The 15,868-nt window shown below is 60.3% G+C and carries 11 protein-coding genes; 8 read left to right on the top strand and 3 right to left on the bottom strand.

The window, feature by feature from the left end; translation table 11 throughout:
* Positions 1-59: 59 nt before the first annotated feature.
* From CEW89_RS10555 to CEW89_RS21225, 3 genes are all read right to left on the bottom strand, one after another.
* The gene (locus tag CEW89_RS10555) at positions 60-1,223 is read right to left on the bottom strand and encodes an acetate/propionate family kinase (protein WP_066702768.1); all 1,164 of its coding nucleotides are present in this window, start codon (positions 1,221-1,223) and stop codon (positions 60-62) included.
* A complete protein-coding gene (locus CEW89_RS10550) occupies positions 1,223-2,614 on the bottom strand; it encodes a bifunctional enoyl-CoA hydratase/phosphate acetyltransferase (protein WP_096805879.1) in 1,392 nt (463 codons plus the stop codon). The genes CEW89_RS10555 and CEW89_RS10550 overlap by 1 nt, the downstream gene beginning before the upstream one ends.
* Before the next feature lie 203 nt (positions 2,615-2,817).
* Positions 2,818-5,406: a methyl-accepting chemotaxis protein gene (locus CEW89_RS21225; protein ID WP_157779823.1), complete on the bottom strand. Its 2,589-nt coding sequence runs from the start codon at positions 5,404-5,406 to the stop codon at positions 2,818-2,820.
* A 510-nt stretch (positions 5,407-5,916) separates the two neighbouring features.
* On the opposite strand from CEW89_RS21225, the gene urtA reads away from it, so the two are divergent.
* From urtA to CEW89_RS10505, 8 genes are all read left to right on the top strand, one after another.
* Complete coding sequence (gene urtA / locus CEW89_RS10540; RefSeq protein ID WP_096807207.1) at positions 5,917-7,212, top strand: urea ABC transporter substrate-binding protein; 1,296 nt, start codon at positions 5,917-5,919, stop codon at positions 7,210-7,212.
* 64 nt (positions 7,213-7,276) lie between these two features.
* Entirely contained in the window at positions 7,277-9,229 is a 1,953-nt protein-coding gene (gene urtB / locus CEW89_RS10535; protein ID WP_096805877.1) for an urea ABC transporter permease subunit UrtB, read from the top strand.
* Between the two features lie 3 nt (positions 9,230-9,232).
* Positions 9,233-10,459 carry an urea ABC transporter permease subunit UrtC gene (urtC, locus tag CEW89_RS10530; protein WP_096805876.1) on the top strand — a complete coding sequence of 409 codons (1,227 nt, stop codon included), beginning with the start codon at positions 9,233-9,235 and terminating at the stop codon, positions 10,457-10,459.
* Positions 10,456-11,205: an urea ABC transporter ATP-binding protein UrtD gene (gene urtD / locus CEW89_RS10525; protein WP_096805875.1), complete on the top strand. Its 750-nt coding sequence runs from the start codon at positions 10,456-10,458 to the stop codon at positions 11,203-11,205. Before urtC ends, urtD begins: the two co-directional genes overlap by 4 nt.
* A 12-nt stretch (positions 11,206-11,217) precedes the next feature.
* Positions 11,218-11,916: an urea ABC transporter ATP-binding subunit UrtE gene (gene urtE, locus CEW89_RS10520; RefSeq protein ID WP_096805874.1), complete on the top strand. Its 699-nt coding sequence runs from the start codon at positions 11,218-11,220 to the stop codon at positions 11,914-11,916.
* 149 nt (positions 11,917-12,065) lie between these two features.
* The gene (locus CEW89_RS10515; RefSeq protein WP_066702792.1) at positions 12,066-13,160 is read left to right on the top strand and encodes a LacI family DNA-binding transcriptional regulator; all 1,095 of its coding nucleotides are present in this window, start codon (positions 12,066-12,068) and stop codon (positions 13,158-13,160) included.
* A gap of 25 nt (positions 13,161-13,185) precedes the next feature.
* Complete coding sequence (locus tag CEW89_RS10510; protein WP_096805873.1) at positions 13,186-14,535, top strand: ABC transporter substrate-binding protein; 1,350 nt, start codon at positions 13,186-13,188, stop codon at positions 14,533-14,535.
* Between the two features lie 66 nt (positions 14,536-14,601).
* Positions 14,602-15,849 (top strand): carbohydrate ABC transporter permease, encoded by a 1,248-nt coding sequence (locus CEW89_RS10505; RefSeq protein WP_096805872.1) that lies wholly within the window; start codon positions 14,602-14,604, stop codon positions 15,847-15,849.
* The last annotated feature ends 19 nt before the right edge of the window (positions 15,850-15,868 follow it).

Raw genomic sequence — 15,868 nt, 5'->3', positions numbered from 1 at the left:
ATATAAGCGTTGCACGCACCTCGCCTTTGTCTGATGTCTCAGGTAAAAGGCGTAACGCTTTAATGCGCCGGTGCGAGGGCTTTGGCGACGGCGTCGGCAATCACCTGTTCCTCATCGGTCGGCAGGACGAACACGGGCGTCGGTCCTTTGGCGATTTCCCTCGCGTTCTGCGCATTGGCCTCTGCATCGGGAAGGATGCCGAGAAAGCCGAGACGCTCGATGATCTGTTGGCGGATGTTGGGAGAATTTTCCCCGATGCCGCCACAGAACACAAGCGCGTCGATGCCCGACAGCGTTGCCGCCATGGCACCGATCTCGCGACGCACCCGGTAGACGAAATACTCGACTGCGTCTTTCGCGCCCTGCGCGTCGGAAGCCTCCAACACCTGCATGTCATGGCTGATACCCGACAGGCCCAGAAGCCCGGATTCGTAATAGAGCATATGGGTCAGCTCCTGTGGCGTCATGCCTTCGGTTTCCAGCAGATAGAGCAGGATGCCGGGGTCGAGATGACCGGAGCGGGTCGACATCGGGATGCCGTCGAGCGGCGAAAACCCCATGGACGAGGAAATCGAATGGCCGCCGTTGACCGCGCAGATCGAGGCGCCGCTGCCGAGATGGCAGATGATGATGCGCTTGCCATGCAGATCGGGGCGTTCGCGGATCAGTTGGTGCGATACGTAATCGTAGCTCAGCCCGTGAAAGCCGTAGCGTTTGATGCCCTGTTGGTAGAATTTGCGCGGAATGGCGTAAATGTCGTTTTCCCATGGGTGATTGCGGTGAAATGCGGTGTCGAAACAGCCGATCTGCAACGCATAGGGAAAGGCGCGCTGTGCCGCCGCAACCGCAGACAGGTTGTGCGGTTGATGCAGGGGGGCGAGCGGGTTGAAGGTGGCGAGATCGGCCATCACCTCGTCGGTCAGCTCCGTGGGCGTCGCGCGCAGCGGGCCGCCATGGACGATCCGGTGCCCGACACCGGCCACCTCCTGACCGTCGAGAAGAGGAGTGATCTTGTCGAGAATGACCTCGAGCGCGCGTCCCTGATCCGTGGCGTCAATCGGTTCCGATCCCTTCGGTCCGCCGGATTTGAACTGAAAACTCGGGGTCGACCCGATCCCCTGAACCTGTCCGCGCGCGATACATTCCGGTGTCTCTGCCGTTTTGTAGAGTGCGAATTTGACCGAGGATGAGCCGGCATTGACCGTCAGAATACGTTGTCCCATCAGTGCTGCACCCCCACTCGTTGTGCATGGAGGGCCGCCACGGCACAGGAGGCAAGCCGGGATTTGTCGCTGTCTGACCGCGAGTTCAGCACGATCGGACAACGCGCGCCGATGACGACACCCGCAGCTTCAGAATGGGCGATGAAGGACAACTCCTTGGCCAGCATATTGCCGCTCTCCAGATTCGGAGCGACAAGGATTTCCGCCTGTCCGGCAACCGAGCTTTTGAGTCCTTTGGTCCGGGCCGCCGCGAGGCTGACGGCATTGTCCATGGCGAGCGGACCATCGACCATGCCGCCGGTGATCTGGCCTCGGTCGGCCATTTTCGACAATGCGGCGGCATCGAGGGTCGAGGGGATTTTCGGGTTCACGGTTTCCACCGCCGAGAGCACCCCGACCTTGGGCGTTTCGATCCTGAGACTTTGCGCAAGGTCGATGGCGTTCTGCACGATGTCGACCTTGGTCGGCAAATCGGGCGCGATGTTGATCGCCGCATCGGTCACCAGCAGGAGGTGGCTGAGGCCGGGGACGTCCATCACGAAGATATGGCTGATCCGGCGACCGGTTTTCAGCCCGCCGCTCGAGCGCAGGATCGGGCGCAAGAGGTCGTCGGTGTGCAGATGCCCCTTCATGATGGCGCTGGCGCGGCCCTCATGCACCATGGTGACGGCGATTTGCGCGGCCTCCGGATGGCTGGGGCAATCCACGATCTCGACACCATCGAGCGACAAGCCGTTTTGTCCGGCCACGGATCGGATTTTCGTTTCACTGCCGATCAGAACGGGGATGATCAAACGGTGTTGTGCGGCCATCAGGGCGCCACGCAGGGAATTTTCCTCTTCCGGCGCGACGACAGCCATGCGCACGGTAGGCAGGGCTTCGGCCATTTCGAGCAACTTGTCGAAATGGCGATGGCTTTCCACGGTCAGGCCGGGGACGTCATGGATGTCGAAGCTGTGCTTTTCGGTCGGGGCGAACACCTCTGCCTCGCCCTCGACAAGCACGGTGCCGTCCGAGAGCGTGACAGAGGTTTCGAAAACCGCGCTGCCTGCCTCGGTTTTGCGGATCAGCTTGACGCGGGCGACGAGTTCGTCGCCGGCATGCGCGCGGGCGTGAAACCGGAGGTTCTGGGACTTGTAGAGCGTGCCCGGCCCGGGAAGCTTGTTGCCCAGCACGGAAGAAATCTGTGAGGCCACCCAGAAGGAGGGCGCAACGGCTTCCGGTTTGCCATCCTTGTCGCCGTCTTCATGCGGCAGATGCAGAGGGTTGAGGTTGCCGGAGGCATGGGCAAAAACGTAGAGGTCGTCTGCCACGCAGAGGCGGCGGTTTTCGGCTTCCATCCCGACTTCGAGATCATCGAAGGGGACATTTTCAAATATCGTCACGTGCAATCCTTGCTCTGTCTGGCCGTGCTTCGTCCGGCCCCTGCTCTCGTTTGGTCTTGCCCTGTCTGTGGACCCGATCGGCAAAACCCGCTTGAGTGTCGTTTATCTCGTCCTGTTCTATCAAGCCTTTCTCTAAGTTTCATGAAGTTCTTTGAATGTGTCGCCGAATTTCAGCGCCTCTGAGCAAGGCGCGCGCAGGGCGCGTTGCGTCAGGACACCTTGCTCAGGTCATGCGGCGCATTATCGCTGTCGGGCAAGGAGGCGCCATCGTCCAGCACGAATTCCACGACGATCTGATTGAGCATGGTGGCCTCCTGCGCCAGGGAGATGCCAGCGGATTGTTCTTCCGCGGATGTGGCGATTTCCGACATATGAGCGGAGATGGCACTGACGTCCTCGACGATGGAGCGCAGGGCGTGGCCGGTTTGATCGACCAGGGCAAAGCCGCGCCCGGCCTCGCCTGCACGGGCCGCTTCGACGCCGGCGTTCAGGGCAAGAAGGTTGGTCTGGAAGGCGATGTCGTCGATGACGGAGATGATCCGGGAAATCTTGTCAGAGGACTCGGAGATGGCGTCCATGGCGGAGATCGCTTGCTGCACGACCTTGCTCGCCGATTGCGCGTTGGATTTCGACCCCGTCACGGTCCGGTTGGCCAGAGCCGCGCCATCGGCAGCGGATTTGACGGACGCAGTCAGTTGGGTCAGCGCGGCGGCGGTCTCTCCCAACATCGAGGCGGCACGCTCGGTGCGGTGCGAGAGATCCTTGGCGGCATTGGAAATTTCGCCTGAATTGTCGTGGATCGTACGGGCGGTGCCGGACAGGCGCCCAATCACGGAGCGCAAGGACAGGACGGCGGCATTGTAGTCCTGTCGCAATTGTTCGTAGCTTTCGGGGAAGGCTTCGTCGAGGGTGAGGCGGACGTCGCCCTGTGACAGCCTGCGCAGGCCTTCGGCCAGTGCGCCGACGACATGGGTCTGTTCGGCATGACGAGCCTGACGCTCGGCGGCGGTTTTGGCCTCGATCGCCTGACGTTCCGCCTCGTTGCGCGCATCGCGTGCGTGGTCACGTTCGGCCTGTTCCTGTTGACGCGCGCGTTCGGCGGCCTCGCGGTCGTGGGTTTCTTTCTCCGCCTGTGCTTTGGCCTGATCTTCGCGCAGTTGACGTGCGTGGGCTTCCGTTTCCATGCGCTCCTTCCCGACGAGGTTGTTACGGAAGACGGAGAGCGCAGCAAACAGACGGGCGATTTCACCGTAGCGACCGCCAACACGGCGTATGTCCGACATATCGCCGATGGCAAGACGCTCGGTGCGGGCGGTGACGGCGGTGAGCGGGCGCATGATGAACATGTAGGTCAGGATCGGCGCGATCAGTACGATCACAACGGCAATGACAGCGATCCCGTTCATGGTCTTCTGTGCATGTTCCGCCGTGGTCGTCAGGGTCTGGCTGGCGGTTGCGATGCCGAAGAGCGAGGCGTCCGAAATCGTGATCACCGCGTCGGAAATGCGCAGCAAACCCGAAGCAACATCCGCACTCGCGGTCAATCCGGCTCTGCGCGCTTCAAGCACCTCTGCGCGGGCGTGCAGCAGGCCGGTTTGCGGATCTGTTTCCCGTAAAACGGAGGCGACCAGCCCCTTGAAGTCCTCGGGCAGGGTTACGCTGCGGGCGCGCAATTCGGGGGTGAGCTTGTCGATTTCCGCCTGAAGGCCGAGCACGGCGCCGGTTTCGACCGAGGCCGCGCCCTGCATGGCCTTGATCAAAATGGTCTTTGCTGTGCTGTCGAGCCGCGCCAGATCGGTGATGTTGCGCACATCCTTGTCGAGCAGGGTGCGGAGAACGACCTCATTCTTGCTGAGCGCGTCGGCGCTTTCCATGTCCAGGGTGAAGAGCACGTGATCCACAAGCTTGCTCGACAGGGTGTTCAACTCATTCTGTGCCTGATGCAGGAGGCGCGCGCGGATTTTCATGTCTGCAGGCGAGAGGTCGAGAAACCCGGATGGAAAAGTCAGCGCCTCGCGCAGTTCCGGCACCTTTCCCTGCACTGTATCATTGGCTGTCATATCCTTGAGCAAGGCCTCGATGCGCTCATGGGCGGCACGGGTTTGGTCCAGAACCTCAGTGCGGATACCGAAATCATTGGTTTCCAGGAGTGTCTGGATCAGCCCGACGGAGAGGTTCAGCTCGGCCTTGAACATCAGGGCCAGTTTCAGGGCCTCGACATCGCGTTGCAGTAATTGGCTCAGGTTGCGGTTCGTGGCGGGCGAGGCGTCGTTTCCGGCCAGAAGCAGGGCGAAGGACGCTTGGCTGATCTGTTTCTGCAACATTTCACCGAGTGCGCGCGAATCTGCGTTGAGCTGGCTCTGGGCCTTCAGGTTCCGCGCCTGGGCTTCGAGTTCGCGACGACGGGCGTTGTTGAGCGTGGCGATGTCGGCGTGCAGCGCCTGCATGTCCTCGTCGAGGCCCGGATAGGCGGTGTGATCGACCTGCCGGAGCCTCTGATCGAGCGTCGTGGCGGCGTTTTCGAGATCGGCGATGGCCCCCTCGATCTCATTCTGGGCGGTTGTGCCGGACAGCGTGCCGATGCCGGTCTTGAGGTCGGACACGGCGTTGGAGATGCCAGCGGCGATCTGAAGCGGTGGGAGCGAGTCGCTGACCAGGCGATCCGTCTCGTCCCGGATCGTGGAAATCAGGGAGCCGGAGACCAGAATGGCGGCCAGTGTCGTGCCGACAAGCGCGAAGAGTATGCCGAGGATCTTGGCCGCGACCGATCCCAGAAGATTGCCGATCCAGTTTTTCATACGAAGCCCTGCCTGAGCCATTTTGGAAGATGTGAGGAAGGTGGCAGCAAGCTCCTGATATTCGGTTTAGATGTACGTGAAAGGCGGAGGGGACCGCCTCCTGGACGGCTCCTGCCGGAAAGTATGGAATCATTCTGCCCTGTCCGGGCGATCACGCTTTTGAAATCTGCGCAGCAAAGCGACAAGAATGGCGGTATCTGTGCAAAAAGCAGGCATATTGACGTGCCCTCCCTTATTGTCGCCTGTGCGGTTGTATACAGTCTTGTGTGCGTGTTTTGCCCGGACACACTCTGGAACGCGTCCCATGCCCACGATCATAAAAACCGTTTCTACGGGGATACGGGGGCAGGGCGTGCGCAGAAGGCCGACTTGCCGGCTGGTCCTTTGCGCGAAGAGGAAACCATCCGACGCTGCACAGGAGGTCGTTGGCGTTTTTCATTTAAGTCCAAGCATATGGATATGAGCGCTGTGCGCGATGCCTTGGGTCTTGCAGCATCAAACAAGGGGAACATGGACGTGAAAATTCAATTCAAGAGCACTCTGGCTTCGGCACTTTTCGCCAGCACAGCGCTGGCCACCAGCGCCTTTGCCGCCAACTGTCCGATCAAGGTCGGTGTGCTGCACTCGCTCTCGGGGACGATGGCGATTTCGGAGACGACTCTGAAGGACACCATGCTGATGCTGGTAGACGAACAGAACAAAAAAGGAGGCCTTCTGGGCTGTGATCTGGAGGCGGTTGTCGTCGATCCGGCGTCTGACTGGCCGCTCTTTGCCGAGAAGGCGCGCGAGCTTCTGACCGTGCACAATGTCGACGTGATTTTCGGCAACTGGACCTCGGTGTCGCGCAAATCCGTGCTGCCTGTGATCGAGGAACTCAACGGTCTGCTGTTCTACCCGGTGCAGTATGAGGGCGAGGAAAGCTCGAAAAACGTGTTCTACACGGGGGCGGCGCCGAACCAGCAGGCGATTCCGGCCACGGATTATTTCCTTGATGAGCTGGGCGTCGAAAAGTTCGCTCTGCTTGGCACCGACTACGTCTACCCGCGCACCACGAACAACATTCTCGAGTCCTACCTGAAAGCCAAGGGCATCGCGGAAGAGGATATCTTCGTCAACTACACGCCCTTCGGTCATTCCGACTGGTCCAAGATCGTCGCGGATGTCGTGGCGCTTGGCGCGGATGGCAAGAAGGTCGGTGTGATCTCGACGATCAACGGCGACGCCAACATCGGGTTCTACAAGGAGCTTGCCGCCGCGGGTATTTCCGCCGATGACATTCCTGTCGTGGCCTTCTCCGTGGGGGAAGAAGAACTGTCCGGTCTCGACACCACCAACCTCGTCGGGCACCTCGCGGCATGGAACTATTTCATGTCCGCCGATACGCCGGAAAACGCCGCCTTCATCGACCAGTGGCATGCCTTCATCGGTGACGATGCGCGCGTGACCAACGACCCGATGGAAGCGCATTACATCGGCTTCAACATGTGGGTGAACGCGGTGACCGAAGCGGGCACCACCGATGTCGACTCCGTGCGTGAGCACATGTGGGGTCAGGAATTCCCGAACCTCACGGGCGGCACCGCCGTGATGGGGGTGAACCATCACCTCTCCAAACCGGTGCTGATCGGCGAAATTCTGGCCGACGGTCAGTTCGACATCATCTCGGAAACCGATCCGGTTCCGGGCGATGCATGGACCGATTACCTGCCGGAATCCGCCGTGCTGAAATCCGATTGGAAGGACCTCGGTTGCGGCATGTACAACACCGAGACCGAGACCTGTGTGCAGATCAAATCCAACTATTGATCCGAGCTGACAAGGGAGGGGCGGTGTGCCGCCCTTCCATCTCCTCCCAGTTGGAAAGAGTTTCATGATCCGCCGCCTTATCGCTGCGTGTCTGATCTTGCTCACCTGTGCGCTCACGGCACAGGCGCAGGAGAGGACCATTCAGGAAGTGCTTCAGGAGCACCGCGCCGAGATTGAAAAATCTTCGCGCAAAACCATCGGCCCCGCTATCGACGCCATCGCCAATTCCGGCCTGTCTGCCGCGCAGACCGTGCTTGAGACTTGGCAGAACAAGGATATGTGGCAGCGCAAGGCTGACGGGCTGTTTTTCTACGCGGCGCCAGGCGCGGGCGGAACCTACACGCTGTTCGATTTCGACAGCGGTGCCGAGGTGGGGGCGGTCGACAAGGGCGATCTCGATCAGCTCAAACCGAACTCCGGCATTCGCGCCATGATCGGTGCTGCTTTGGTACAGTTTCAGCTCAACGATCCCAATCCGGCGCGTCGTCGCGAGGCGCTTTTGGCGATTCAGCGCGATGGGGAAGAGAGCCATCTTGCCCCGCTCCGCGCCTCCATCGAAGGCGAGACCGATCCGGCGATCAAAGCGCTGAAAGAGACCACCGAACGGCTTTTGACCATTCGTTTCGACCCGGATGAAGCGAGCCGCGTTGCGGCGATTGAAGGCTTTCGTGGTGCGCTGTCGCTGGATGCCCGAGCGGCGCTCAATCCGCTTGTCACCACAAAGATCGTTTATGCAGAGGGTCTGCCGGACGGGGCCAATATCAAACGGGCTCTGAAACCCGGCAAAGACATTCTGGTCTCTGATGCCTTTGCGTTGATGGTTGCCGCCGGGGCCGCGACGCCGCCGCCGAGTGTGGCCGAGCGCAAAGCGGCGCTTGAGGCCCATATCGTCGATGGCAAGGTCGGTGGCAGGCCTGTGGCGGACCTCAACACTCAAGAGTCTCGCGACAGCGCCTATGCGGCACTGGCCGAGGCGGGGCAGGTTCCGGCCTATGATGTGAATTTTTCCGAGGAAACTGTCGTCAAGGGCGCGCCGTTTGCGGAGGTCTATGACGAACCGTCCAAAGCCGTGACCGATGCGGCGGAGGCGACGCTCGGGTCGATCAACCGGGCGGTCGGGTTGAACCAGTTCCTCGATCTGTCGCTCGATGGTTTGTCTCTGGCCTCGATCTATTTTCTCGCGGCCATCGGATTGGCGATCACCTTCGGGGTCATGGGCGTGATCAACATGGCACATGGCGAGTTCATCATGATGGGCGCCTATACCGGCTATGTCGTGCAACAGATCGTGCCGGATTACACCGTCTCGATCATTCTCGCGATCCCGCTGGCCTTCGCCGTCACCTTTGCCGCCGGTGTGGCGATGGAGCGGCTGATCATCCGCTGGCTGTATAACCGGCCTCTTGAGACCCTTCTCGCGACCTTCGGCGTGTCCATCGCGCTTCAGCAGCTCGCCAAGAACATCTTCGGCACGCAGGCGCGTCCGCTGACCTCGCCCGGCTGGCTCGACGGGGCGCTGACCTTCAACGATGTGGTGTCGATCTCTTATATCCGCATCGCGATTTTCGTTCTGGCGCTGATCTTCCTTGGCGTGTTCCTCTTCATCATGAAGAAAACGCGTCTGGGTCTCGAAACCCGCGCCGTGACGCAGAACCCGCGCATGGCGGCCTCCATGGGGATCAACCCGGACAAGGTGAACATGCTGACCTTCGGTCTCGGCTCCGGCATCGCCGGGATCGCGGGGGTGGCCATCGGGCTCTATGCGAAAGTCACCTCCGAGCTTGGCTCCGATTATATCGTCCAAAGCTTCATGACCGTCGTTGTCGGCGGTGTCGGCAATATCTGGGGTACGCTTTTGGGTGCCGGTCTGATCGGCTTCCTGCAAAAGGGGATCGAATGGTTCAACCCGTCCAACACGCTGGCGGCGCAGACCTATATGATCATCTTCATCATCATTTTCATCCAGTTCCGGCCCAAGGGCATCATCGCCCTCAAAGGTCGTGCAGCAGGGGATTGATCCATGGATATGTTTAAGAAAAATCCCTCACTGCCGGTCTTTATCGCCGTTCTGGTGATCTTTACCCTCGCCGTGACCTTCCTGTCGGAGGCCTATGGCGCAGGGGCGATTTCCACCTCTTTCGTCAAGACTTTGGGCAAAACGCTCTGCCTCGCGCTGGTGGCCATCGCGATGGATCTGGTCTGGGGCTATACGGGCATTCTATCCCTTGGTCATTTCGCCTTTTTCGGGCTGGGCGGTTACATGATCGGCATGTGGCTGATGTATGCGCGGACCAAACTGATCGTGCTCGACAGCCTCGCCAATGCGCCCCTGCCGCCGACCGCGTCTGAGATTTCGGACGCCATCGGAACGCAGATTTTCGGCGTCGTGGGCTCAAGCGATTTCCCTCTGGTTTGGTATTTCGCCCATAGTTTCTGGGCGCAGATCGCCTTGGTCGTTCTTGTGCCCGGCATCCTCGCCCTGGTCTTCGGCTGGCTCGCCTTCCGCTCGCGGGTGACCGGCGTCTACCTGTCGATCCTGACCCAGGCAATGACCCTCGCGCTCTCGCTTTACCTCTTTCAAAATGACAGCGGCTTGCGCGGCAACAACGGGCTTTCGGGCCTGCAAAACCTCCCAGGCGCGGACGGGGTGTCGCAGGATTATATCTCGATCTGGTTCTTCTGGGCGTCTGCCTTCGCGCTCTTGCTCACCTATCTGGTCGCGGCCTTCATCGTCTCCGGCAAATTCGGCTCCGTCATTCGCGGCATCCGCGACGACGAGGCACGGGTGCGGTTCCTTGGCTATTCCGTCGAAGGTTTCAAACTTTTCGTCTTTACCCTCACCGCCGTGATCGCCGCCATCGGGGGCGCGCTCTACTATCCGCAAGCGGGCATCATCAACCCCGCCGAAATTGCCCCTATCGCCTCCATCTACCTCGCGGTCTGGGTTGCCATCGGTGGACGTGGCCGCATCTACGGCGCGGTGATCGGCGCCGCCTTCGTCTCGCTGGTCTCGACCTATTTCACCGGCGGTCAAGCGCCCGATATCAACTTCGGGGTCTACACGATCAAATGGGTCGATTGGTGGCTGGTGCTTCTGGGCCTTTCCTTTGTCCTCGTGACGCTCTTCGCCCCGAAAGGCATCGGCGGCTTGTTCGATCTGATCTCTGGCCGCATGTCGCCCAACCGTCATGGCGTCCCCCTCGGACCCGACAAAAGCAGTTTGCGTGAAGAGGAGGCGGAGAAATGAGCGGCGCTGGCACACTTCTTGAAGTCTCCGGCATTTCCGTCACTTTCGACGGCTTCCGGGCGATCAGCAACCTGTCGTTCAACATCGGCCACGCCGAGCTGCGCGCCATCATCGGGCCGAACGGGGCGGGCAAGACGACATTCATGGACATCGTGACCGGCAAGACCAAACCCGATGAGGGCAAGGTGTTGTGGGGGGAGATGTCGCGCAACCTGATCGGCATGAACGAGGCCAAGATCGCGCGTGCGGGGATCGGGCGAAAATTCCAGCGCCCGACCGTGTTCGAGGATCAGACCGTGTTCGAAAACTTGCTGATGGCGGTCAAAAACGACCGCAATCCGCTCAAGGTTCTGTTCTTTCGTCCGAAGTTCAAGGATTTCGCGAAGGTCGAGGAACTTGCCGCCGAGATCGGTCTCGCCGATCAGTTGTCGCGCAAGTCCGGCGAGCTGTCGCATGGGCAGAAGCAATGGCTGGAGATCGGCATGCTTCTGGCGCAGGATCCGAAGCTTTTGCTGGTCGATGAACCGGCGGCGGGGATGACGCTTGGTGAGCGGGAACACACCACCGATATTTTGAAAGAGGCGGCAAAAACCCGTGCTGTGGTGGTCGTAGAGCACGACATGGACTTCGTCCGGCGGCTCGATTGTAAGGTGACCGTGCTGCATGAGGGATCGGTTTTGGCCGAAGGCTCGCTCGATCACGTGACGAAAAATCAGGACGTGATTGACGTCTATTTGGGGCGCTGAGGAGGGAATAGCATGCTCGAAGTTAAAAACCTCTCGCTCCATTACGGCGGTTCGCAAATTCTCTATGACGTCGATCTGTCGGCGCAGGCGGGCAAGGTCACTTGTGTGATGGGCACCAACGGGGTGGGCAAAACCTCCCTCATGAAAGCGATCTCCGGCACGCATCCGCGCTCCGGCGGTTCTATGAGGCTCGACGGCGAAGACGTCGGCAAAGCTCCGGCGCATGAGTTGGCGCATAAGGGCGTTGCGAGCGTTCCGCAGGGGCGAATGATCTTTCCGCTTCTGACGGTGAAGGAAAATCTGGAGAGCGGATTTACCTGTCTGCCGAAATCCGAACATTTCATCCCGGATGAGATTTTCGAACTGTTCCCGATCCTCAAGGAGTTCATGCATCGTCGTGGCGGCGACCTTTCGGGTGGGCAGCAACAGCAACTCGCCATCGCCCGTGCGCTGATCATCAAGCCGAAGCTGCTGCTCCTGGATGAGCCGACCGAGGGCATTCAGCCCAATATCATTCAACAGATCGGTCGGGTGATTTCGCTTTTGCGCGATCGGGGCGATATGGCGATCGTGCTGGTCGAACAATATTTCGAATTCGCTTACGACCTCGCCGATCAGCTCGTTTTCATGGAGCGCGGGCGGGTCACATCCTCCCACGAGAAATCGGAAATATCCAAGGAGGATGCCGCCAAGGTTTTCCGCATCGCCTGATCCCCTTTTCGTCGAACCTGTCCGAAAATGCTGCGCAGAAAGTTGTTCATCTGCGCAATCGGACTATTTGATAAAAAACATTGCCGAAACCGGTTTCGGAAACGCAATGTGACCGGGAGGAGGCGAATCAAGTGCGGTCAAACGGAACCATGGACCGTCGTGCGCGCGACACTGCGCGGGTGACGATATCGGATTTGTCCCGGGCCCTGAGCCTGACCAAAGGCACTGTTTCGCGCGCGCTCAATGGTTACCCCGACATTTCGGAGGCCACCCGCAACCGGGTCATTCGCGCAGCGCAAGCTATGGGCTATCGTCCGCTCAGCCAGGCCCAGGCGATCAAGACCGGGCGGAGTTGTTCGCTTGGCTTGGTGGTCGAACTGTCGCAATACGATGCCCACCGCCCCTTCCTCGCCGAATTTCTGGCCGGTCTGACACAGGCCGCCTCTGCCGAAGGCTGGACCCTCACCATCGCCACCTCTGAAAGCGAAACGGACACGATCCGCATCATGCGCGATCTGGTGCGCGACCGCAAAGCCGACGGGTTCATCCTTCAGAGGGTGCTTTGGGAGGACCCTCGCATCGCCTATCTCGAACGCGAAAACGTGCCCTTTATATGCTATGGGCGGCCCAAAAATCGTGAAAAAGTGTCTTATTTCGATGTTGTGAGCGAGGCCGCCATGGCCGATGCGATCACCTGGCTGGCCCGTCTCGGGCATGTGCGTATCGGCTATATCGGGTCCGCGCCGGACTATGCCTATTCTCACGCCCGCCGGGATGGCTACCGCGCCGGGCTCGCCGCCGAGGGGCTGACCTATGACGCCAGGCTGGTGGTCGAGGGCGCGCTGTCTCCCGATCATGCGGCCCAAGCGACGCGGCAGCTTTTGGCGCTTGAGACACCGCCGACGGCGATCCTCTGTGCAACGGATACACTCGCGCGTGGGGTCTATGAGGTGGCGAACACGCTTGGCCTCAAAATCGGGTCGGAACTTTCCGTCGTCGGCTATGACGGCGCCCCCGAAGGGCAGGCCATGTGGCCGCGTCTCGCGACCTTTGCCGTCGACAACCGGCAAGCGGGCGCGCGGCTTGGCGCAATGTTCATTGCCCGGATGCAGGACCCGGAGGCTCCTGCGACCCAAGGCGTGATCCGGGCCACATTTACACCGGGCGGTTCCACGGGACGGCCCACGCTGACGTCAGATCAACTGGCGCGGCATCTGGCCAATCTGGCCGCTGTGACTGCGTAATTTCCATCAACTCAGGGAGAGAGAGATGATTTTCAAAAAACTGACCCTTCTGACGAGTGCCGCCACGGTGCTTGCGCTGTCGAGCATGGCGGCAGGGGCCGAGAACCTGCGCTTCTGGACCACGGAAGAACAACCGGATCGTCTGGCCAAGCAGGAGGCGATGGCAGAGGCATTCGAAGCCAAGACCGGCAATAAGGTCGAAGTGATCCCGGTCACGGAATCCGAGCTTGGCACGCGGGCGACCGCCGCATTTGCCGCCGGTGATCTGCCGGATGTGATCTATCACTCGCTGCAATATGCGCTGCCCTGGGCCGAAGCCGGCATCCTCGATATGGACGCCGCGACCGATGTGATCGAAGCGCTCGGCGCCGACACGTTCGCCCCCGGCGCGCTCGCCATGGCCGCGATGGATGACGGTTACGCCTCCGTGCCCGCCAATGGCTGGACCCAGATGATCGTCTATCGCAAAGACCTCTTCGACGCTGCGGGCCTTGCGGCGCCGACCTCCTATGCCGCCGTCGAAGCCGCCATCGAAAAGCTACACAATCCGCCGGAAATGTACGGTTTCGTGGCCGCGACGAAGGTGGACGAGGCCTTCATGTCGCAGGTGCTCGAACATGTGTTCCTCGCCAATGGTGTGAGCCCGGTGGACGAGGACGGTTTTGCCCCGCTCGATGAAGCGAAGACCATCGAAGTTCTTGAGTTCTACAAGAAAATCGCCAATGCCTCGCCTCCGGGCGATCTCTATTGGGATCAGGCGCGGACGCTTTATTTCTCCGGCAACACGGCGATGGTCTTCTGGTCGCCTTTTATCCTCGATGAGCTTGCGGGCCTTCGCGACAGCGCCCCGCCCACGATCAACGACGATCCGACCTCGACGGAACTTGCGTCGAAAACCGGCATTGTGACCAACTTCTCCGGTCCGTCGAACCCGGATGGCGCGGCCTATGCCAATATCAACTATTTCGGCATCACCACCGATGCCGCGACCGATGCCGCCGAGGAATTCGTGGAATTCTCGATGGATGAGGGCTATCTCGAAACCCTGTCCATCGCGCCGGAAGGCATGTTCCCGACCCGTCGAGGCACCGAGGAAGACCCGACTTATTTCATCACCGAATGGGCGAAATTGCCGGTGGGTGTCGATCGCAAAGCGCCGCTCGGCGATCTCTATGCGCAGGATATGATCGACGAAATCGTCGGCGGTCTCGATGTGGCGCAGCGTTGGGGTGTTAAGGAAGGTCAGCTCGGTCTGGCGTCCAAAATGAACAACTCGCAGGTGATCAACCGGATCGTGCGTCAGTTCATCGACGGCGAGATCGACGCGAAAACCGCCGTGGCGGATCTGAATGCCGAGTTGAGCGCGATCGAGTAACGCCGCTCTCTTGCGGGGCGGCCCGATCCGCCCCGCCATTTTGCTTTCAAAGACAGGGAGTTCCCCATGTCGGACATCGGACCGCCGCGCGGCACCGGGCCCTTGGCCCGTACCGAAGCGCGGCTTGCCTGGGGGCTTTTGACCCCGACCATTCTCGCGGTTTCTCTTGTGGTAATCCTGCCGCTTCTGGCGGTGTTCTGGATTTCCGTCAAACCGGTCTCGCTTGCCGATCTGCGCGCGCCGGAGACGGTTGTGCGCGAGGACTTGCGCGGACGACCCGCGGCGGAGGGCGACGAAGCGACGCTGCGCTACCGGCTTCGAAATTCCTCACCGACCTCGGAAATCACCGGCGTGACGCTCACTGACACCTGGCCGGAGGGGCTGAGGCTCGCGGGCGATCTCGATCCGCGCTGTGAAATTGCCGAGGGTGAACTGTTGTGTGATCTGGGCGACTGGGAAGGCGGGTATCGCGAGACGCTCAACATTCCCGTCGTGACCGAACAGGCGTGGTTCGATGCGGGCGCTGATGTCGAGGACACACCGGCCGAGGTCGATGGTAAAGCCTCATTCGTGCTCACCAATGGAGAGTTCACGCTGGAGAATTTCGTGTCGGTCTTTGATGGGGGCGAATTCTGGTCCGTGCTTGGAGTGACCTTGTTTTACACCATCTTTGGCACCTTGGGCGCGATGATCATGGGACTTTTCGCCTCCATGTTGCTCAATCATTCCTTCAAGGGGCAGGGCATCTTGCGCGGGCTCTACCTGTTCCCCTATGTGGCCCCGGTGATCGCCGTGGCCTTTGCGTGGATTTTGCTGTTCGATCCGTTCTCCGGTTCCGCCAATGCGCTTTTGGTGCAGATGGGGGTGACGGATCAGGCGATCAACTTCTTTGGCGAGCGGCCCCTGGCGCTGATCATGGTGACGCTCTTTGAGATCTGGCGCTATTTCCCGCTGTCGTTCCTCTTCATCCTTGCGCGGATGCAGTCGATTCCGACGGATATGTACGAGGCCGCCGATATGGACGGGGCTTCGCCGTTCCAGCAATTCTGGTATCTCAGCCTGCCGCAGCTTCTGGGCATCCTCTCGGTGCTGTTCCTGTTGCGCTTCATCTGGACCTTCAACAAGTTCGACGACATTTTCCTTTTGACCGGCGGCAACGCGGGCACGCGGGTGTTGACGGTGAACGTCTATGAACAGGCCTTTGCGGTGTCGAATATCGGCGCGGGGGCGGCGGTGGCCGTGGTGATCTTTGCCTGTCTGCTGTTGTTCTCCGTGTTCTTCTTCAAATTCATGTCGAAGGAGGAGGGGCTATGACACTTGCCGCACACTGTTC

Origin of the sequence: Celeribacter ethanolicus, from assembly GCF_002407265.1 — a bacterium.
GTDB classification, from domain to species: Bacteria; Pseudomonadota; Alphaproteobacteria; order Rhodobacterales; family Rhodobacteraceae; genus Celeribacter; species Celeribacter ethanolicus.
The sequence above is the reverse complement of the archived record's forward strand: the minus strand, read 5'-3'. Positions and strand labels throughout refer to the sequence as shown.